Source organism: Pseudomonas parafulva (assembly GCF_002021815.1).
In the GTDB taxonomy this organism is placed as follows: Bacteria; Pseudomonadota; Gammaproteobacteria; order Pseudomonadales; family Pseudomonadaceae; genus Aquipseudomonas; species Aquipseudomonas parafulva_B.
Genome location: NZ_CP019952.1, coordinates 1150117 through 1165592 on the forward strand (window position 1 = coordinate 1150117; position 15476 = coordinate 1165592).

The following is a 15476-nucleotide window of genomic DNA, read 5'->3' on the forward strand; positions in this document are numbered from 1 at the left end:
AGAGACCCCGCCCTATGGTTCGCCGTACCTTGCCCGCTGTCATCGCCCTGCTGTTGAGTCCGCCGTTGCTGGCGGGGCAGCAGACGTTGTTCAGCTTCGTGCGCCCGGCCTCGGTGGTCAATGTCGCAACCGTGGATGCCGGCATGCCCCAGTACAACGCCGAGCAGACCGCCCAGGGCGAGGTGTTGCGACGCGTGGTGTTCAACGCCGCCGAGCGGCCGACCTTGCGCATGAGCCCGCAAAGCGGCACCTGGGACTGGTCTAGCGGCCGCTTCCTGACCCTGCGCCTGCAAAACGCGATGGCCTGGGCGCTGACCTTGGATGTGACGGTGCAGGGCAATGACGGCCGTACGCTGACCAGCCGTATCGACTTGCCGGCAGGGCCTGCGCAAACGGTGATGGTGCCGTTGACAGCGCGTTCGCCCCTGCAGCAAGGGCTGCGTGCAGGCCCGCCCATGCCGTGGAGCTTCGGCGGCCAGCGCGTGCTACTCGGCAGCAGCACGGGCGCGGTGGACTTGGCACAGGTCGCGGCGGTCAGCCTGAGCATCCCTGGTCCCAAGGCAGCCCAGAGCCTGCTGATCGAGCGCGTGGGTATCCAGGATGACGACCAGGCGTGGCAGGCGGCCTACCGCGAACTCATCGACGCCTACGGCCAGTCCACGCGCAGCACCTGGCCTGAGAAAGTAACCAGTGATGAGCAGCTCAAGGCGAGCGCCGGGCGTGAACAGCAGCAGATCAAGGGGTGGTTGGCCGAGCGTGAAAAGCAGCCGCTGGACACCTATGGCGGCGTGACGGCAGGCACGCCCTTCGAGGCTACCGGGTTCTTCCGCACCGAAAAACGCGAGGGGCGCTGGTACCTGGTGACGCCGCTGGGGCACCCGTTCTATTCCCTGGGCGTCAATGCCGTGGCCGCAGATGGCGGGCGCACGTATGTGGCGGGGCGCGAGGGGATGTTCAAGGCGCTGCCGCAACAGGGCGAGCCCTTGTCCGCCTTCTATGGCCAGGGCAATAACGATGACGGCAATGCCTCGTCCCAGGGGCGCGCCTTCAAGAAGGGGCAGTGGTTCGACTTCTATGCCGCCAATCTCGAACGCACCTACGGAGCACCGTGCCAGGGGGCCGACCCGCAGGCGCCAGCGCAGCCAGCCAATTGCCCTCCTGCCAAGTTGGACAGCGCCCGCTGGCAGCGCCATACACTCGACCGGCTGCAGGCCTGGGGCTTCAACACATTGGGCAACTGGAGCGATGCGGCCTTAGGCGAGCACCAGCGCGTGCCTTACACCTTGCCGCTGTCCATCGTGGGCGATTACGCGAGCATCAGCACCGGCATGGACTGGTGGGGCCGTATGCCCGATCCCTTCGACCCACGCTTTGCGATGGCCACCGAACGGGCCGTGGCCATCGCCGCCCGCGACCACCGCGATGACCCTTGGCTAATTGGTTATTTTGCCGACAACGAGCTGGCCTGGGCGGCCCCGGGCGATGACCCGAAAGCGCGCTATGGGCTGGCCTACGGTACATTGCGCCTGACCACCGACGTACCGGCCAAGCGCGCATTCCTCAAGCAGCTGCGTGACAAGTACCGAAATCAGGAAGGCTTGTCCAAGGCCTGGGGCATCGAGCTGTCGGCTTGGGAGTTGATGGAAGACCCCGGTTTCGAGGCCCCACTGCCCAGCCCGGAACACCCGGAAATCGAACGCGACTACCAGTATTTCCAGCAGGTGTTCGCCCAGACCTATTTCAAGACCCTCTCCGACTCGCTCAAGTGGCATGCGCCGAATCACCTCTTGCTGGGTGGGCGGTTTGCCGTGAGTACGCCCGAAGCGGTCAAGGCCTGCGCCGAGTTCTGCGATGTGCTCAGCTTCAATTTCTATACCCTCAAGCCTCAGGACGGCTATGACTTCGCGCGCCTGGCGGAGCTGGACAAGCCGGTGCTGGTGTCCGAGTTCCAATTCGGCTCGCGCGATCGCGGGCCGTTCTGGCCGGGGCCGGTGGAGGTCGCACGCGAGGAAGACCGCGGGCCTGCCTATGGCAACTTCCTCAAGGCGGCGCTCGCCCAGCCCACGATCGTCGGCGCCCATTGGTTCCAGTACCTTGACCAGCCTGCCAGCGGCCGATTGCTGGACGCAGAGAACGGGCACCTGGGTTTGGTTGCCATCACCGACATCGCCTACCCAGGCTTCGTCCAGGCCGTGCGCAAGAGCAATCTCGAAGCAATGGACCAGTTGCGCGCGCACAGCCAAGCGCCAGCGTCGCCGTGACGAGCGATGGGCGCCTGTAGGCAAAAGGCCGAACTACTGAAACAATGCAGGCCCTTTTGCCAACATGCCGCATGGAGAACACAGGGTGCAGATTCAGGGTCATTTTGAGCTGAAATTCGAAGCAGTGCGCGAAGCCTTCGCGGCGCTGTTCGATGATCCCCAGGAACGCGGGGCTGCGCTGTGCATTCAGGTGGGCGGTGAAACGGTAGTGGACTTGTGGGCGGGCACCGCCGACAAGGATGGCCAGCAGCCCTGGCACAGCGACACCATCGCCAACCTGTTTTCCTGCACCAAACCCTTTGCCGCCGTCACCGCCTTGCAACTGGTGGGCGAGGGCAAACTCGAACTGGATGCCCCGGTGGCGCGTTATTGGCCTGAGTTCGGTCAGGCGGGCAAAGCGGCTATCACGCTACGACAATTGCTCAGCCACCGTGCCGGTCTGCCTGCGATTCGCGAGCTGCTGCCAGCCGAGGCCCTTTACGACTGGCAGGCAATGGTCGATGCCCTGGCCGCGCAAACACCGTGGTGGACACCGGGTAGCGAGCACGGCTACGCCGCTATCACCTTTGGTTGGCTGATCGGTGAGTTGATTCGTCGCGCAGATGGGCGCGGCCCAGGCGACTCCATCGTGGCGCGTACGGCGCGGCCGCTGGGGTTGGACTTCCATGTGGGGCTGGCCGACGAGGAGTTTCATCGGGTGGCCCATATTGCACGCGGCAAGGGCAACCCTGGTGACGCTGCTGCCCAGCGCCTGCTGCAGGTGACGCTGCGTGAGCCCGAGGCGCTGTCTACAAGGGCGTTTACCAACCCACCCGCCATTCTGACCAGTACCAACAAACCTGAGTGGCGGCGCATGCAGCAACCCGCAGCCAATGGCCATGGCAATGCCCGCAGCCTGGCTGGGTTCTATGCAGGCCTGCTCGAAGGCAGCCTGCTGGAGTCGGAGCTGCTGGAGGCGTTCACTCGCCAACACAGCCTAGGCCAGGACCGGACCTTGCTGACCCAGACGCGCTTCGGGCTGGGCTGCATGCTCGACCAGCCTGATGTGGCCAATGCCACCTTCGGCTTGGGTGCTCGCGCCTTCGGTCACCCCGGTGCCGGGGGCTCGGTCGGGTTTGCAGATCCGGAGCGAGATGTGGCTTTTGGCTTTGTCGTCAATACCTTGGGCCCCTACGTGCTGATGGACCCTCGCGCCCAGAAACTGGTGCGCGTACTTGGGCAATGCCTTTGATCGGTTAGTGCGGGTATTGCCCAGCCTCTTTGACTATCCTCAATGCCGACGCCTCAAGAGTGTGGGCAAAATTTCTTTCTAATTCATGGTGTATCGCTGATGTCTTCACATAAAACCTTAGCACTCGCCCTGTGCCTGACCGCTGTCACCGGCTGCGCCAGCCATCCCGAGGGTTCTGCCAAGAGCGCCAGTTCAAGCTGGTGGCCATTCGGCTCGGACAAGGTCGCCGAACAGGAAGTGAAGGCAGCAGTCACGGAAAAGGTCGCCAAGGCCGACGCCAAATCCGAAAGCAGCAGCCGCTGGTGGTGGCCGTTTGGCGGTGAGCAGAAGCAGGCCCAAGGGCCGGTGGTGCCGAAGATCGACCAACAGGCCACCCAGGCCTGGTTGGACGAGTACGAACCCAAGCTGCGCGAGGCCATCAAGGACAGCAAGCTGGAGCTCGAGCGGCGCGACAACGTGCTGGCAGTCACCTTGCCAGTAGACGGCGCGTACAACCCTGACCGTCCGAACATGTTGTTGCCCGTCACCCTGGGCCCCATCACCCGCGTGGCCAAGACGGTCGAAGGCGACCCCAAGACGGCCGTGCTGGTGCTGGGCCACGCCGACACCAGTGGCGTGGTGGCTGCCAACCAGAAGCTGAGCCTTGAGCGGGCTGCCTCGGTATCGGCCATCTTCCGCCTGAGCGGGTTGCAACGTGATCGCCTGATCCTCAAGGGCATGGGCTCGGTGATGCCTCGCGCCGCCAACGACAGTGCCGAAGGCCGTGCACTGAACCGCCGCGTGGAAATGCTGCTGACCCCACAGAACACCATGGTCGCGCTGCTGAGCAAGTATCAACAGGCCACGCCAACGCCGTCGCCGGCTGCCATGGTAGCCGTGCAGGATGCCAAGGCACCTGTGACCAAGGCTACAGCCGCCAAGGCCCAGCCAAGCAAAGCTGCAGCCAAGCCAGCCGGCAAAACCGCTGCCAAGAAGCCTGCCGCCAAAGCCAAGTCCCCGGCCAAGACGGCGACCAAAAAAGCGGCGGCCGCCAAACCTGCCGCCAAGAAAGCTGCCACTGACAAGAAGGTAGCTGCCAACAGCCCTGCGAAGACCAACTGATCGTCAAGGAACGCAGCAATGACCCAATCCCTGGCCGATATGCGCCGCGATTACACCCGCGACGGCCTGACCGAGGCTCAGGCCCCGGCCGAGCCGTTCGCCTTGTTTCACCAATGGTTCGGCGATGCCGTGCAAACAGAGCAGGCGCCGGTGGAAGCTAACGCCATGACCCTGGCCACGGTGGACGCCGATGGGCGACCGCACTGCCGTGTGCTGTTGCTCAAGGGGCTGGACGAGCAGGGCTTCACGTTCTTCACCAACTACGACAGCGCCAAGGGTAGGCAGCTGCAGGCCAACCCGTTCGCCGCCATGACCTTTTTCTGGCCGGCGCTCGAACGGCAAGTGCGTATCGAGGGCCGTGTCGAGAAGGTCTCGGCCAAGGAATCGGACGATTACTACCAGGTCAGGCCGTTGGGCAGCCGCCTGGGCGCCTGGGCATCGCCCCAGAGCCAGGTGATCGCTGGGCGCGAGGCGCTCGAAACCTTGGTCAAGACGACCGAGGCGCGTTTCTCCGACACCCAGCCTCATTGCCCCGAGCATTGGGGTGGCTATCGCCTGCTGCCAGAGCGCATCGAGTTCTGGCAAGGGCGCGCCAGTCGCCTGCATGACCGCCTGAACTACCGCAAGGCGGCCCAAGGCTGGCATCGCGAGCGTCTCGCGCCTTGATACACGGGGCTACGAGATAGCCCCATCGGCTCTGTTCTTCAGCGCGAATACGCCGCCGCCTCCTGCGCAAGCCACTGAGCCAGTGCCTTGCGCCCCATCTTCGACTGACGCGCATGTTGCAACCGCTGCAGCATGTACGCCTGCTTGTGCGGGTCGCCACCTGCCAGTGACAGCGCCAGGTCACGGTCCATCCATCGCCGCATGCGCACGTACAGCCAGGCGTGGAAACCCAACCCGGCGAGGGTGGCGACCACGACGATGAAGTAATCCATGGTTATCCTTGGTCTGATGGGTAAGCGCCCTGCCTGACCGCGTTGGCTGTACGCTGGCTGAATGAAAGCAATTTTATGCAGTGAGTACCGTGACAGCCGTCAATGTGCAGCGTCTAATGAGTACCTGACTTATGGAGATTCTACCCATGCGTAAATCCGCTTTGCTGGTTGCGACCTTCACAGCCACCGCGCTGCTACTCGGTGGCTGTGCGTCAAACTTGAGCGGCGACAGCTATTCGCGCGATGAGGCCCGCCGTGTGCAAACCGTGCGCATGGGCACCATCGAATCGCTGCGCCCTGTGAAGATCGAAGGTACCAAGACGCCGATTGGCGGAGGCGCTGGTGCCGTAGTGGGTGGCCTGGCGGGCAGCGCCGTCGGTGGCGGGCGTGGCAGCATCGTCGCTGCCGTGATTGGTGCCGTTGCCGGTGGCCTGGCCGGTTCGGCCGCCGAAGAGGGCATCACCCGTACCCAGGGTGTGGAGATCACGGTGCGCGAAGACGACGGCAGCATGCGCGCCTATGTGCAGTCCGTGCAGGAAAACGAGATTTTCCGAGTGGGCGACCGTGTGCGCATCATGACGGTCGATGGCACCAGCCGCGTCTCGCACTGATCAACGCCCTAAAAAAAACCCGATCAGGCTTCTGGCCTGGTCGGGTTTTTTGTACCAGCATTTCAGGGCTTGTTACTGGGCCAGCATGGCCTTGGCCACCGCTTCAGCAACCCGAATGCCATCAACCCCTGCAGACAGAATGCCACCTGCATAACCGGCCCCTTCGCCGGCAGGGAACAGCCCCTTTACGTTCAGGCTCTGGAAATCTTCGCCCCGCGTGATGCGAAGCGGCGAAGAGGTGCGGGTCTCGATCCCGGTCAACACCGCGTCATGCAGGTTATAGCCCTTGATTTGCCGATCAAAGGCTGGCAAGGCCTCGCGTATTGCCTCAATGGCGAAGGCCGGCAGGCTTGGCGCCAGGTCACCCAGGGTCACGCCAGGCTTGTAGGACGGCTCGACACTGCCCAGTGCGGTCGAAGGCTTGCCAGCCACGAAATCGCCCACCAGCTGCGCCGGTGCTTGGTAGTTGCTCCCGCCCATGACGTAGGCGTGCGCTTCCAGGCGCTCTTGCAACTCGATGCCGGCCAGCGGGCCGCCGGGGTAGTCCCGTTCCGGGTCGATGCCGACGACGATGCCGGAGTTGGCATTGCGTTCGTTGCGTGAGTACTGGCTCATGCCATTGGTGACGACGCGGCCGGGTTCACTGGTGGCGGCCACTACCGTGCCGCCTGGGCACATGCAGAAGCTGTAGACCGACCGCCCGTTCTTGGCGTGATACACCAGCTTGTAGTCCGCCGCACCCAGTTTGGGGTGACCTGCATACTTGCCCAGGCGCGCCTTGTCGATGAGCGATTGCGGGTGCTCGATGCGGAAACCGACGGAAAACGGTTTGGCTTCCATGTACACACCCTGAGCATGCAACATGCGGAAGGTGTCCCGGGCGCTATGGCCCAATGCCAGAACCACATGCCGTGAAAGCAGCTGCTCCCCACTTTCAAGCACCACGCCCTGAACCTGACCTTCTTCGATCAGCAGGTCGGTGACCTTTTGTTCGAAACGAACCTCGGCCCCCAGGGCGATCATTTCCTGGCGCATCTGCTCGACCATGCCGGTGAGGCGGAAGGTGCCGATGTGCGGCTTGTTGATGTACAAGATCTCGTCAGGCGCGCCGGCCTTGACGAACTCCTCCAACACCTTGCGGCCGTGATGCTGCGGGTCCTTGATCTGGCTGTACAGCTTGCCGTCGGAGAATGTCCCGGCTCCGCCTTCGCCGAACTGCACGTTGGACTCGGGGTTGAGCACGCTCTTGCGCCACAGGCCCCAGGTGTCCTTGGTGCGCTGGCGCACTTCCTTGCCGCGTTCGAGGATGATCGGCTTGAAGCCCATCTGCGCCAGCAGCAAACCGGCGAAAATCCCGCACGGGCCCAGGCCCACCACGATGGGTCTTGCGCCCAGGCCCTCAGGAGCATGGGCGACATACTTGTAGGTCACGTCCGGCGCGGGCCCGACGTTATGGTCGTCGGCGAACCTGCGCAGCAACTCTTCTTCGTTGCTGGCATGCAGGTCGATGGTGTAGATGAACAGCAGTTCGGTGTTCTTCTTGCGCGCATCGTAGCTGCGCTTGAACAGGTTGAAGCTGATCAGCTGCTCGTCGCGGATGCCCAGGCGCTGGACGATGGCCTCGCGCAGTGCTTCATCGGGATGGTCCAGGGGCAGCTTGAGTTCGGTGATTCGTAGCATGGCAGGGTCCAGTATCCCGGCCATGGGCGGCCGGCGGCTTAACACAAACCGCCAAGTATAAAGCTTTAGCCGCCTCGACTGGCAGGATTAAGCCGCCCGGTCATCAGTCATCGCGCGCGCCACCGTAATAACCGCAGCCTTGCAGGGTCGTGCCATCAATGCGCAGCTCGGCGCGCAGATGGTTGAACGCGCCCGTGGCCGGGTCCATGCAGCGCTGTGGCGCCAGCCAGAGTTCGACGCGCTGCCCATTGGCTTCGCTGGTCAGGGTCAAGCCGCCACCGGGTACCTGCTCCTCCAGAAAGGGCAGGGCAAGCGGGGGTTGGTCGGCACGGTTGAGCACCATGCCCCGGCTATTGGCCTTGACGTCCCAGTCAGGCTTGTGGCCACCGGCTCGCAGGGTGAGCTGCTTGAAGTTGGGGTCGATGCACCCATTGCTGGCGTGTTCCAGGCGGTACAGGCGGCGCAGGTCCAGTTGCCCATCGGTATTGGCCTGCTTGCTGCCTGTAAGCCGGCCACGCACGTCGGCGAACAGGGTGTCGTTGGCACCGGTTGCAAGGTTCGCTGCTTCCTGCAGGATACCCGTGGCGGCGGCATCGTTGATGACGAAGCTGCGGGGTTCGTTGCAGGGCTTGAATAGCAACTGCCCACCGGCAGCGTGAACCTGGCCTTGCATGCGGGTGCTGCCTATATCAGGGTCGGCGGGTTTTTCGGCCAGGAGCTGGCAGCCCGCGAACAGGGGCAACAAGGCGGTCAGTAGCAGGGAAGGGGTCAGGCGCATGACGGGCTCCGGTGTTCGAGAGGCCGTCACGTTACTGAGGCAGGCAGGGGCAATACAAGCCCGGCGAAGATAAATAGACGGCTGCCACCTGCGCGCAGTCCGTGCTGTTTGATCGTGAAGCGGGGGGTGCAAGCGTGCAGTGTCGAGATAACGGGGCCCTCGCAGGCCCCGCTGGCATCAACCGCCTAGATAGGCGTCACGCACTTTTGGATCGGTCAGCAGCCCTTCGCCCGTACCCTGCATCACCACATGCCCATTCTCCAACACATAGGCCCGGTCGGCGATCTTCAGCGCCTGGTTGGCGTTCTGTTCTACCAGGAACACTGTCACGCCATCACGGCGCAGTTGTTCGATGATGTCGAAGATCTGCTGGATGATGATCGGTGCCAGGCCCAGGGAGGGTTCGTCGAGCAGCAGCAACTTGGGTTTGCTCATCAGGGCACGCCCGATGGCCAGCATCTGCTGTTCGCCCCCGGACATGGTGCCGCCGCGCTGGGCATACCGCTCCTTCAGGCGCGGAAACAGCTGTAGCACTTTGTCCAACTGCGCCTGATAGTCGCCCTTGTCGGTGAAGAACCCGCCCATGGCCAGGTTCTCCTCGACGGTCAGCCGGGCGAACACCCGGCGGCCTTCGGGCACCACGGCAATGCTCTTGCGCATGATGTGCGAGGAGGGCTGGCCGACCAGCTCCTCGCCCAGGTACTTGATGCTGCCGCTGTGGGCTTGGGGTGAACCGCACAGGGTCATGAGCAAAGTGGACTTGCCCGCGCCGTTGGCGCCGATCAGGGTGACGATTTCGCCTTGGTTGATCTCCACGTTGACGCTGTGCAGCGCCTGGATCTTGCCGTAGAAAGTGGAAACGTTCTCGAACTTCAGCATTTACGCTTCCCCCAGGTAGGCTTTGATCACTTCAGGGTTATCGCGGATTTCCTGGGGCGTGCCGTGGGCCAGGGGCGTGCCCTGGTTGATGACCACGATGTGATCGGAAATGCTCATCACCAGCTTCATGTCATGCTCGATCAGCAACACGGTCACGTTGTGTGATTCACGCAAATAGGCAATCAATGCCTTGAGGTCCTCGGTCTCTTTCGGGTTCAACCCGGCAGCCGGCTCGTCGAGCATGATGATCCGCGGGCGGGTCATCATGCAGCGGGCGATTTCCAGGCGCCGTTGCTGGCCGTAGGCGAGGGTGCCGGCGGTGCGATTGGCGAATTCGGTCAGGTTGACCTTGTCCAGCCAGTACTGCGCCCGCTCCATGGCTTCCTTTTCACTGCGGCGAAACCCCGGGGTCTTGAACAGCCCGGCGAAGAAGTTGGTGTTCAAGTGCCGGTGCTGGGCGATCAGCAGGTTTTCGAGCGCCGTCATTTCCTTGAACAGGCGCACGTTCTGGAAGGTGCGTACCACTCCCTTGCGCGCGATCTGGTGCCCGGCCAGGCCTTGGATGGGCTCGCCATCGAGCAGGATGGTGCCGCCGCTGGGCCGGTAGAAACCGGTCAGGCAGTTGAACACCGTGGTCTTGCCGGCGCCGTTCGGACCGATCAGCGCCACCACTTGTTTTTCCTTGACGGTCAGGCCTACGCCATTGACCGCCAACAAGCCGCCGAAGCGCATGCTAAGGCCGCTGACTTGCAGAATTTCGCGGCTCATCGACGCAGCTCCATGTGGGGACGTTGCATTGGCAGCAGACCTTGCGGACGCCAGATCATCATCAGCACCATCAGCGCACCGAACATCAGCATCCGGTATTCACTGAATTCGCGCATCAGCTCCGGCAGCAGGATCATGACGATGGCAGCGAGGATCACGCCGAGCTGCGAGCCCATGCCGCCGAGCACCACAATGGCCAGGATGATGGCCGACTCGATGAACGTGAACGATTCCGGCGTCACCAGCCCTTGGCGAGCGGCAAAGAAGCTGCCGGCAAAGCCTGCGAAGCAGGCACCCAGGGTGAAGGCCGAGAGTTTGATCACGGTGGGGTTCAGGCCCAGGGCACGGCAGGCGATCTCGTCTTCGCGCAACGCTTCCCAGGCACGGCCGATGGGCATGCGCAACAAGCGGTTGATCACGAACAGCGCAAGCAGTGCCAGCAACAGTGCAACCAGGTACAGGAAGATGACCTTGTTGATCGAGTTGTAGGGCAGGCCGAAATACTCGTGGAAGGTCTGCATGCCCTCGGCGGCGCGTCGCTCGAAGGTAAGGCCGAAGAATTCGGGCTTGGGAATGTTGCTGATGCCGTTGGGGCCACCGGTCCAGTCGGTGAGGTTACGCAGGAACAGGCGAATGATCTCGCCGAAGCCCAGCGTCACGATCGCCAGGTAGTCCCCCCGCAGGCGCAACACCGGAAAACCGAGCAGGAAGCCAAAGGTGGCGGCCATCAGTCCGGCAATCGGCAGGCAGACCCAGAAACTCCACCCCAGATAGTGCGACAGCATGGCGTAGCTGTAGGCACCCACGGCGTAGAAGCCCACATACCCCAGGTCCAGCAACCCGGCCAGGCCGACCACGATGTTCAGGCCAAGGCCGAGCAACACGTAGATCAGGATCAGGGTGGCGATGTCGACCGCGCCGCGCGATCCGAAGAAGGGCCAGATCAGGGCCACCACGACCAGCCCAAGAATCACCCAGCGCTGGGTTTTGGGAAGGGTCAGGTAGTTGCTTAGCGCAGGTGGGATCAGCTTGCGGTCCGAGCGACGGCTCATCACCGAGCTCCACTGCCGGTCGAACAGCACGCGCAGGAACATCAGCACCGAGCACACGGCGATGATGCTGATAGTGAACGAGCCCTGGCTATGCACCACCAGGCTAATGCCGTCGATGCTCAGCTTCAGGCCCAGCACCGGGAAGGCCACGGCCCATACCAGCAAGGCGCTGAAAAACGCCGGTTTGAGATTCTTGTTCATACTTTTTCAACCTCCGGGCGGCCCAGGATGCCGGTCGGCCGGAACAACAGGACGAGAACCAACAAGCCGAATGCCACGACGTCCTTGTACTGGTCGCCGAAGATGTCGGCGCCGAACGCTTCGGCCACACCCAGCACCAGCCCACCGAGCATGGCGCCCGGAATGCTGCCGATACCGCCTAGCACCGCGGCGGTAAAGGCCTTCAGGCCAACCAGGAAGCCGGCGTTAGGGTTGATGACCCCGTATTGCATGCTCAGCAGCACGGCCGCGACGGCCGCCAGGGCAGCACCGATGACGAAGGTGAGGGCGATGATGTTGTTGGTGTTGATGCCCAGCAAGTTGGCCATCTTGATGTCCTCGGCGCAGGCGCGACACGCGCGGCCCAGTCGCGAACGGGAGATGAACAGGGTCAGCAGGGTCATGGCCACCAGTGTTACCACGAACACCAGTACTTGCATGTAGGACACCAGGACTTCTTCTGCGCCGCCTGGTCCGAACGAGAAGCTGCCCGGAATCAGGTTGGGAATGGACTTGTCCTTGGAGTCTTGGGACAACAGCACGGTGTTCTGCAGGAAAATCGACATACCGATGGCAGAAATCAGCGGAATCAGCCGGTTACTGTTGCGCAGCGGGCGGTAGGCAACCCGTTCGATGCTGTAGCCATAGGCACTGGTCACGAAAATGGTCGCGACGAAGGCAACGGTCATCAGGATCGGCAGCGAATGAATACCCATCATGGCCAGACCCGCCAAGGCGATGAACGCCACATACGAGCCGATCATGTAAACCTCGCCGTGGGCGAAGTTGATCATGCCGATGATGCCGTACACCATCGTGTAGCCGATGGCGATCAAGGCATAGGTGCTGCCGATGGTCAATCCATTAACCAGTTGTTGGAAGAAATGGTAGATCTCAGGCATTACAGCGCTCCTAAAAACCTGATTTGCATTTCGCTGGCCGGGGGTACGGCCAGGAAACCGCGGGTGACGGTTTTAAGATTTTCAGGTGAGCCCGTCCCCGGATCGCGGGGGCGGGCCCATGAACCTCGTAAAACAAAGCCCACTGCTCGCACAGTGGGCTTCTCGGTCAGCTATTAGTCACGCTTGTTACTGAGGGGAGACTTCAGTCTTCGGTTTGCCGAAGTGCCATTCGTAAACCACGAACTTGAAGTCTTTGAGGTCACCCTTGTCGTCATAGGCCAGGGTGCCGGTAGGGGTCTTGAACGAGCCACTGTGGATAGCCTCGGCCACCTTGTCGGTGTCCTCGGATTTCGCGGCTTTGATGCCTTGGGCGATCAGCTCGACGGCCGAGTAGGCAGGGAAGACGAACGGGCCGCTCGGGTCCTTGCCGTCAGCCTTGATCGCGTCGACGATCTTCTTGTTCTCAGGGTCGGCATCGAACGACTTGGGCAGGGTGACCAGCAGGCCTTCGGAGGCATTCTGGGCGATTTGCGAAATGGAGTCGTTACCCACGCCTTCCGGGCCCATGAACTTGGCTTTCAGGCCTTTTTCCTGCGCTTGACGCAGGATCAGGCCCAGCTCTGGGTGGTAGCCGCCGTAGTACACGAAATCGACGTTGTTCTGCTTGAGCTTCTGGATGATGGACGAGAAGTCCTTGTCGCCGGCGTTGAGGCCTTCGAACACGGCAACCTTGGTGCCTTTTTGCTCCAGGGTCTGCTTGACGGCCGTGGCGATGCCTTCACCGTACTGCTGTTTGTCGTGCAGTACCGCGACTACCTTGGGCTTGACGTGGTCGGCGATGTAGTTGCCGGCGGCAGGGCCTTGGGCGCTGTCCAGGCCGATGGTGCGGAAGATCAGCTTGTAGCCGCGGGAGGTGATTTCCGGGGACGTTGCCGCCGGGGTGATCATGATCACGCCTTCGTCTTCGTAGATGTCGGACGCTGGCTGGGTAGAGCTGGAGCACAGGTGGCCGATGACGAACTTGACGCCGTCGTTGACCACTTTGTTGGCGACGGCCACGGCCTGTTTAGGGTCGCAGGCGTCGTCGTATTCCTTGGCTTCGAGCATCTTGCCATCGACACCGCCTGCGGCGTTGATGTCCTTGATGGCTTGCTTGGCACCGATGAACTGCATGTCGCCATACTGGGTCACGGGGCCGGTCTTGGGCCCGGCGATCCCGATCTTGATGGTGTCGGCGGCAAACGAATGGCTGGCTACCCCGGCCAGAACCATTGCAGCGAACAGCTTGGAAATCTTGATCATAGTGCTCCACTCATTCTGTTGTAATTCTTATAGTCCTGGCGGCCAGGGCTACAGACCAGGCGGGTTGCGGCGTGGTCATGCCAACGCGCAAGCCCACCTTCCCCGGAACATGTCCCGGAACTGTACCGGTACAGTGTAGAGCGCTGTCTGCGCGCTTGAAAAGCGGGCAAAAAGCGCCTGGTTTCACGGTTGTCGCTTGCTTGACACTAAAGTACAAAAAGGCGCCATCAGATGGCCTATATTGGCAGTCGCACCTCGAAAAGACGCGGCCTGCCAGCCAATTGCATATTTGAAACCAGGTTTTTCTGCAAAAATGCCGGCCCTTTCAAAGCCAGATTTCCAGCGGATATTCCCATGACTGATCGAACAAGCACCCTCTATGCCAAATTGCTCGGAGAGACCGCCACCATCGAGTGGAAAGCCCTGGAAAGATTCTGGGCAAAAGGTGACCTGATTTGGGTCGATCCCGCCCTGGATCTGATCACCGTGGCCACGGCAATGGCCGAAAACCGCAGTGATCTCTTCGATAAGTGGCGCACTGATGGCACTGTCGGCCCGGTGACGGCAGAACAGGCCAGTGAACTGCAAACCCGCGATCCAGAGATCTGGGCGGTGGTTGTGGCGCCGTTCATCGTCATTCAAGTCAGGCAGTGAATAGCAGCCTTGTGCTTTTTTGGTGCGCGAAAACGCGCAGGCGCCTCTTTTGGGTGCTCGTCATTGCTCAATTGAGGTAGAGGTAAGTAACAATTCGGCGTGGCGGTAACAGTTTACGGCATGCGTAAAGGTGGTCGTCGCCGCAGTCACGCAGCGCGGCGTTGCCCCAGCCCTTTTTTCAGCCAGGAGTACCTGATGAGCAACGCATTACCTTCACTTGGTTTCGCTGGTGTCGGTCTGATGGGCCTGCCGATGTGCAAGCGCCTGCTGGCGGCCGGCTATCGGCTGTGGGTATGGAACCGCAGCCCGGAAAAATGCCAGGCGCTGGTTGCCGCAGGCGCACGACTGGCCGCAAGCCCCGCCGAGCTTGCACGGCAGGTGGACATGGTATTGCTATGCCTGGCCGATACCGCCGTGGTGCGCGAGGTGGTATTTGGCGATCAGGGCGTTGCTGCAGGCGGGCGGCAGGGCCAGCTACTGGTGGATTTTTCCAGCCTGGAGCCTGGCGCTACCCGGGAAATGGCAGCCCAACTGGGCGCCTTGTGTGGGATGGCCTGGCTGGATGCCCCGGTGTCCGGCGGCACGGCGGGCGCGCAGGCAGGTACACTGGCCATCATGGTGGGCGGGGAGGAGGCTGACCTGGCGCGTGCTCGCCCAGTGCTGGAGGTACTTGGTCAGCGGGTGACGCACATGGGGGGCGTTGGCGCGGGCCAAGTGACCAAGGCCTGCAACCAGATGATCGTGGCGTGCAATGCCCTGGTCATTGCCGAGGTCATCGCGCTGGCCGAGCGTTCCGGGGTGGACGCCGGGTTGATCGCCCAGGCCCTGGCAGGCGGATTTGCTGATTCCAAGCCTTTGCAGATATTGGCCCCGCAGATGGCAGAAAGCCGTTTCGCTCCCATAAAGTGGCATGTGCGAACGCTGCTCAAGGACCTGGATGGTGCCGTGAAGTTTTCACGCGAACAGGGCGCGGCGACACCGTTGACGGGTCTGGCTGCCCAATTGATGCGCTTGCACGGCAGTCAGGGTTACCTGGACCAGGACCCTTCGACCTTGGTCGAGCAGTATCGAATCAAACGCCAGGACTAGGTGCTGCCCAA

Annotated in this window: 15 protein-coding genes; 7 read left to right on the forward strand and 8 right to left on the reverse strand. The window is 62.3% G+C overall.

The features are described from left to right. Positions 1-14 precede the first annotated feature (14 nt). From B2J77_RS05105 to pdxH, 4 genes are all read left to right on the forward strand, one after another. Positions 15-2261: a beta-galactosidase gene (locus B2J77_RS05105; protein ID WP_058637967.1), complete on the forward strand. Its 2247-nt coding sequence runs from the start codon at positions 15-17 to the stop codon at positions 2259-2261. A gap of 85 nt (positions 2262-2346) precedes the next feature. Continuing rightward, a complete protein-coding gene (locus B2J77_RS05110) occupies positions 2347-3492 on the forward strand; it encodes a serine hydrolase domain-containing protein (RefSeq protein ID WP_058637968.1) in 1146 nt (381 codons plus the stop codon). A gap of 99 nt (positions 3493-3591) precedes the next feature. Beyond that, positions 3592-4593: an OmpA family protein gene (locus B2J77_RS05115; protein WP_058606038.1), complete on the forward strand. Its 1002-nt coding sequence runs from the start codon at positions 3592-3594 to the stop codon at positions 4591-4593. 18 nt (positions 4594-4611) lie between these two features. After that, complete coding sequence (gene pdxH / locus B2J77_RS05120) at positions 4612-5259, forward strand: pyridoxamine 5'-phosphate oxidase (protein WP_078478108.1); 648 nt, start codon at positions 4612-4614, stop codon at positions 5257-5259. A gap of 38 nt (positions 5260-5297) precedes the next feature. Here pdxH and B2J77_RS05125 read toward each other — a convergent pair whose 3' ends face one another. Beyond that, entirely contained in the window at positions 5298-5531 is a 234-nt protein-coding gene (locus B2J77_RS05125) for a hypothetical protein (RefSeq protein ID WP_058637969.1), read from the reverse strand. Between the two features lie 146 nt (positions 5532-5677). Here B2J77_RS05125 and B2J77_RS05130 point away from each other — a divergent pair, with 146 nt between their 5' ends. Next, positions 5678-6142 carry a glycine zipper 2TM domain-containing protein gene (locus tag B2J77_RS05130; RefSeq protein WP_023535237.1) on the forward strand — a complete coding sequence of 155 codons (465 nt, stop codon included), beginning with the start codon at positions 5678-5680 and terminating at the stop codon, positions 6140-6142. Positions 6143-6214: 72 nt separating this feature from the next. Here B2J77_RS05130 and B2J77_RS05135 read toward each other — a convergent pair whose 3' ends face one another. The 7 genes from B2J77_RS05135 to B2J77_RS05165 all read right to left on the reverse strand — a co-directional run bounded on the left by B2J77_RS05135 (position 6215) and on the right by B2J77_RS05165 (position 13722). Next, positions 6215-7822, reverse strand: a complete 1608-nt coding sequence (locus tag B2J77_RS05135) for an NAD(P)/FAD-dependent oxidoreductase (protein ID WP_078478109.1) — start codon at positions 7820-7822, stop codon at positions 6215-6217. A 103-nt stretch (positions 7823-7925) separates the two neighbouring features. Next, complete coding sequence (locus tag B2J77_RS05140; RefSeq protein ID WP_058606034.1) at positions 7926-8600, reverse strand: COG3650 family protein; 675 nt, start codon at positions 8598-8600, stop codon at positions 7926-7928. A 177-nt stretch (positions 8601-8777) separates the two neighbouring features. Next, positions 8778-9479 (reverse strand): ABC transporter ATP-binding protein, encoded by a 702-nt coding sequence (locus B2J77_RS05145; RefSeq protein ID WP_023535231.1) that lies wholly within the window; start codon positions 9477-9479, stop codon positions 8778-8780. After that, the gene (livG, locus tag B2J77_RS05150) at positions 9480-10247 is read right to left on the reverse strand and encodes a high-affinity branched-chain amino acid ABC transporter ATP-binding protein LivG (RefSeq protein WP_023535212.1); all 768 of its coding nucleotides are present in this window, start codon (positions 10245-10247) and stop codon (positions 9480-9482) included. After that, positions 10244-11500 carry a high-affinity branched-chain amino acid ABC transporter permease LivM gene (locus B2J77_RS05155; protein ID WP_058606033.1) on the reverse strand — a complete coding sequence of 419 codons (1257 nt, stop codon included), beginning with the start codon at positions 11498-11500 and terminating at the stop codon, positions 10244-10246. The genes livG and B2J77_RS05155 overlap by 4 nt, the downstream gene beginning before the upstream one ends. Continuing rightward, positions 11497-12420, reverse strand: a complete 924-nt coding sequence (gene livH / locus B2J77_RS05160; RefSeq protein ID WP_023535272.1) for a high-affinity branched-chain amino acid ABC transporter permease LivH — start codon at positions 12418-12420, stop codon at positions 11497-11499. The genes B2J77_RS05155 and livH overlap by 4 nt, the downstream gene beginning before the upstream one ends. A gap of 186 nt (positions 12421-12606) precedes the next feature. Then, on the reverse strand, positions 12607-13722 hold the full coding sequence (locus B2J77_RS05165) for a branched-chain amino acid ABC transporter substrate-binding protein (RefSeq protein ID WP_058637971.1): 1116 nt from the start codon (positions 13720-13722) through the stop codon (positions 12607-12609). A gap of 354 nt (positions 13723-14076) precedes the next feature. On the opposite strand from B2J77_RS05165, the gene B2J77_RS05175 reads away from it, so the two are divergent. Together B2J77_RS05175 and B2J77_RS05180 are read left to right on the forward strand one after the other, a co-directional pair. Continuing rightward, positions 14077-14376, forward strand: a complete 300-nt coding sequence (locus tag B2J77_RS05175; protein ID WP_058637980.1) for a DUF2288 domain-containing protein — start codon at positions 14077-14079, stop codon at positions 14374-14376. Positions 14377-14571: 195 nt separating this feature from the next. After that, the gene (locus B2J77_RS05180; RefSeq protein WP_058637972.1) at positions 14572-15465 is read left to right on the forward strand and encodes an NAD(P)-dependent oxidoreductase; all 894 of its coding nucleotides are present in this window, start codon (positions 14572-14574) and stop codon (positions 15463-15465) included. The last annotated feature ends 11 nt before the right edge of the window (positions 15466-15476 follow it).

Coding starts and splice junctions, on each gene's coding strand:
- B2J77_RS05105 (WP_058637967.1), top strand. CDS start 15: ATGGTTCGCCGTACCTTGCCCGCTGTCATCGCCCTGCTGTTGAGTCCG.
- B2J77_RS05115 (WP_058606038.1), top strand. CDS start 3,592: ATGTCTTCACATAAAACCTTAGCACTCGCCCTGTGCCTGACCGCTGTC.
- pdxH (WP_078478108.1), top strand. CDS start 4,612: ATGACCCAATCCCTGGCCGATATGCGCCGCGATTACACCCGCGACGGC.
- B2J77_RS05125 (WP_058637969.1), bottom strand. CDS start 5,531: ATGGATTACTTCATCGTCGTGGTCGCCACCCTCGCCGGGTTGGGTTTC.
- B2J77_RS05130 (WP_023535237.1), top strand. CDS start 5,678: ATGCGTAAATCCGCTTTGCTGGTTGCGACCTTCACAGCCACCGCGCTG.
- B2J77_RS05135 (WP_078478109.1), bottom strand. CDS start 7,822: ATGCTACGAATCACCGAACTCAAGCTGCCCCTGGACCATCCCGATGAA.
- B2J77_RS05140 (WP_058606034.1), bottom strand. CDS start 8,600: ATGCGCCTGACCCCTTCCCTGCTACTGACCGCCTTGTTGCCCCTGTTC.
- B2J77_RS05145 (WP_023535231.1), bottom strand. CDS start 9,479: ATGCTGAAGTTCGAGAACGTTTCCACTTTCTACGGCAAGATCCAGGCG.
- livG (WP_023535212.1), bottom strand. CDS start 10,247: ATGAGCCGCGAAATTCTGCAAGTCAGCGGCCTTAGCATGCGCTTCGGC.
- B2J77_RS05155 (WP_058606033.1), bottom strand. CDS start 11,500: ATGAACAAGAATCTCAAACCGGCGTTTTTCAGCGCCTTGCTGGTATGG.
- livH (WP_023535272.1), bottom strand. CDS start 12,420: ATGCCTGAGATCTACCATTTCTTCCAACAACTGGTTAATGGATTGACC.
- B2J77_RS05165 (WP_058637971.1), bottom strand. CDS start 13,722: ATGATCAAGATTTCCAAGCTGTTCGCTGCAATGGTTCTGGCCGGGGTA.
- B2J77_RS05175 (WP_058637980.1), top strand. CDS start 14,077: ATGACTGATCGAACAAGCACCCTCTATGCCAAATTGCTCGGAGAGACC.
- B2J77_RS05180 (WP_058637972.1), top strand. CDS start 14,572: ATGAGCAACGCATTACCTTCACTTGGTTTCGCTGGTGTCGGTCTGATG.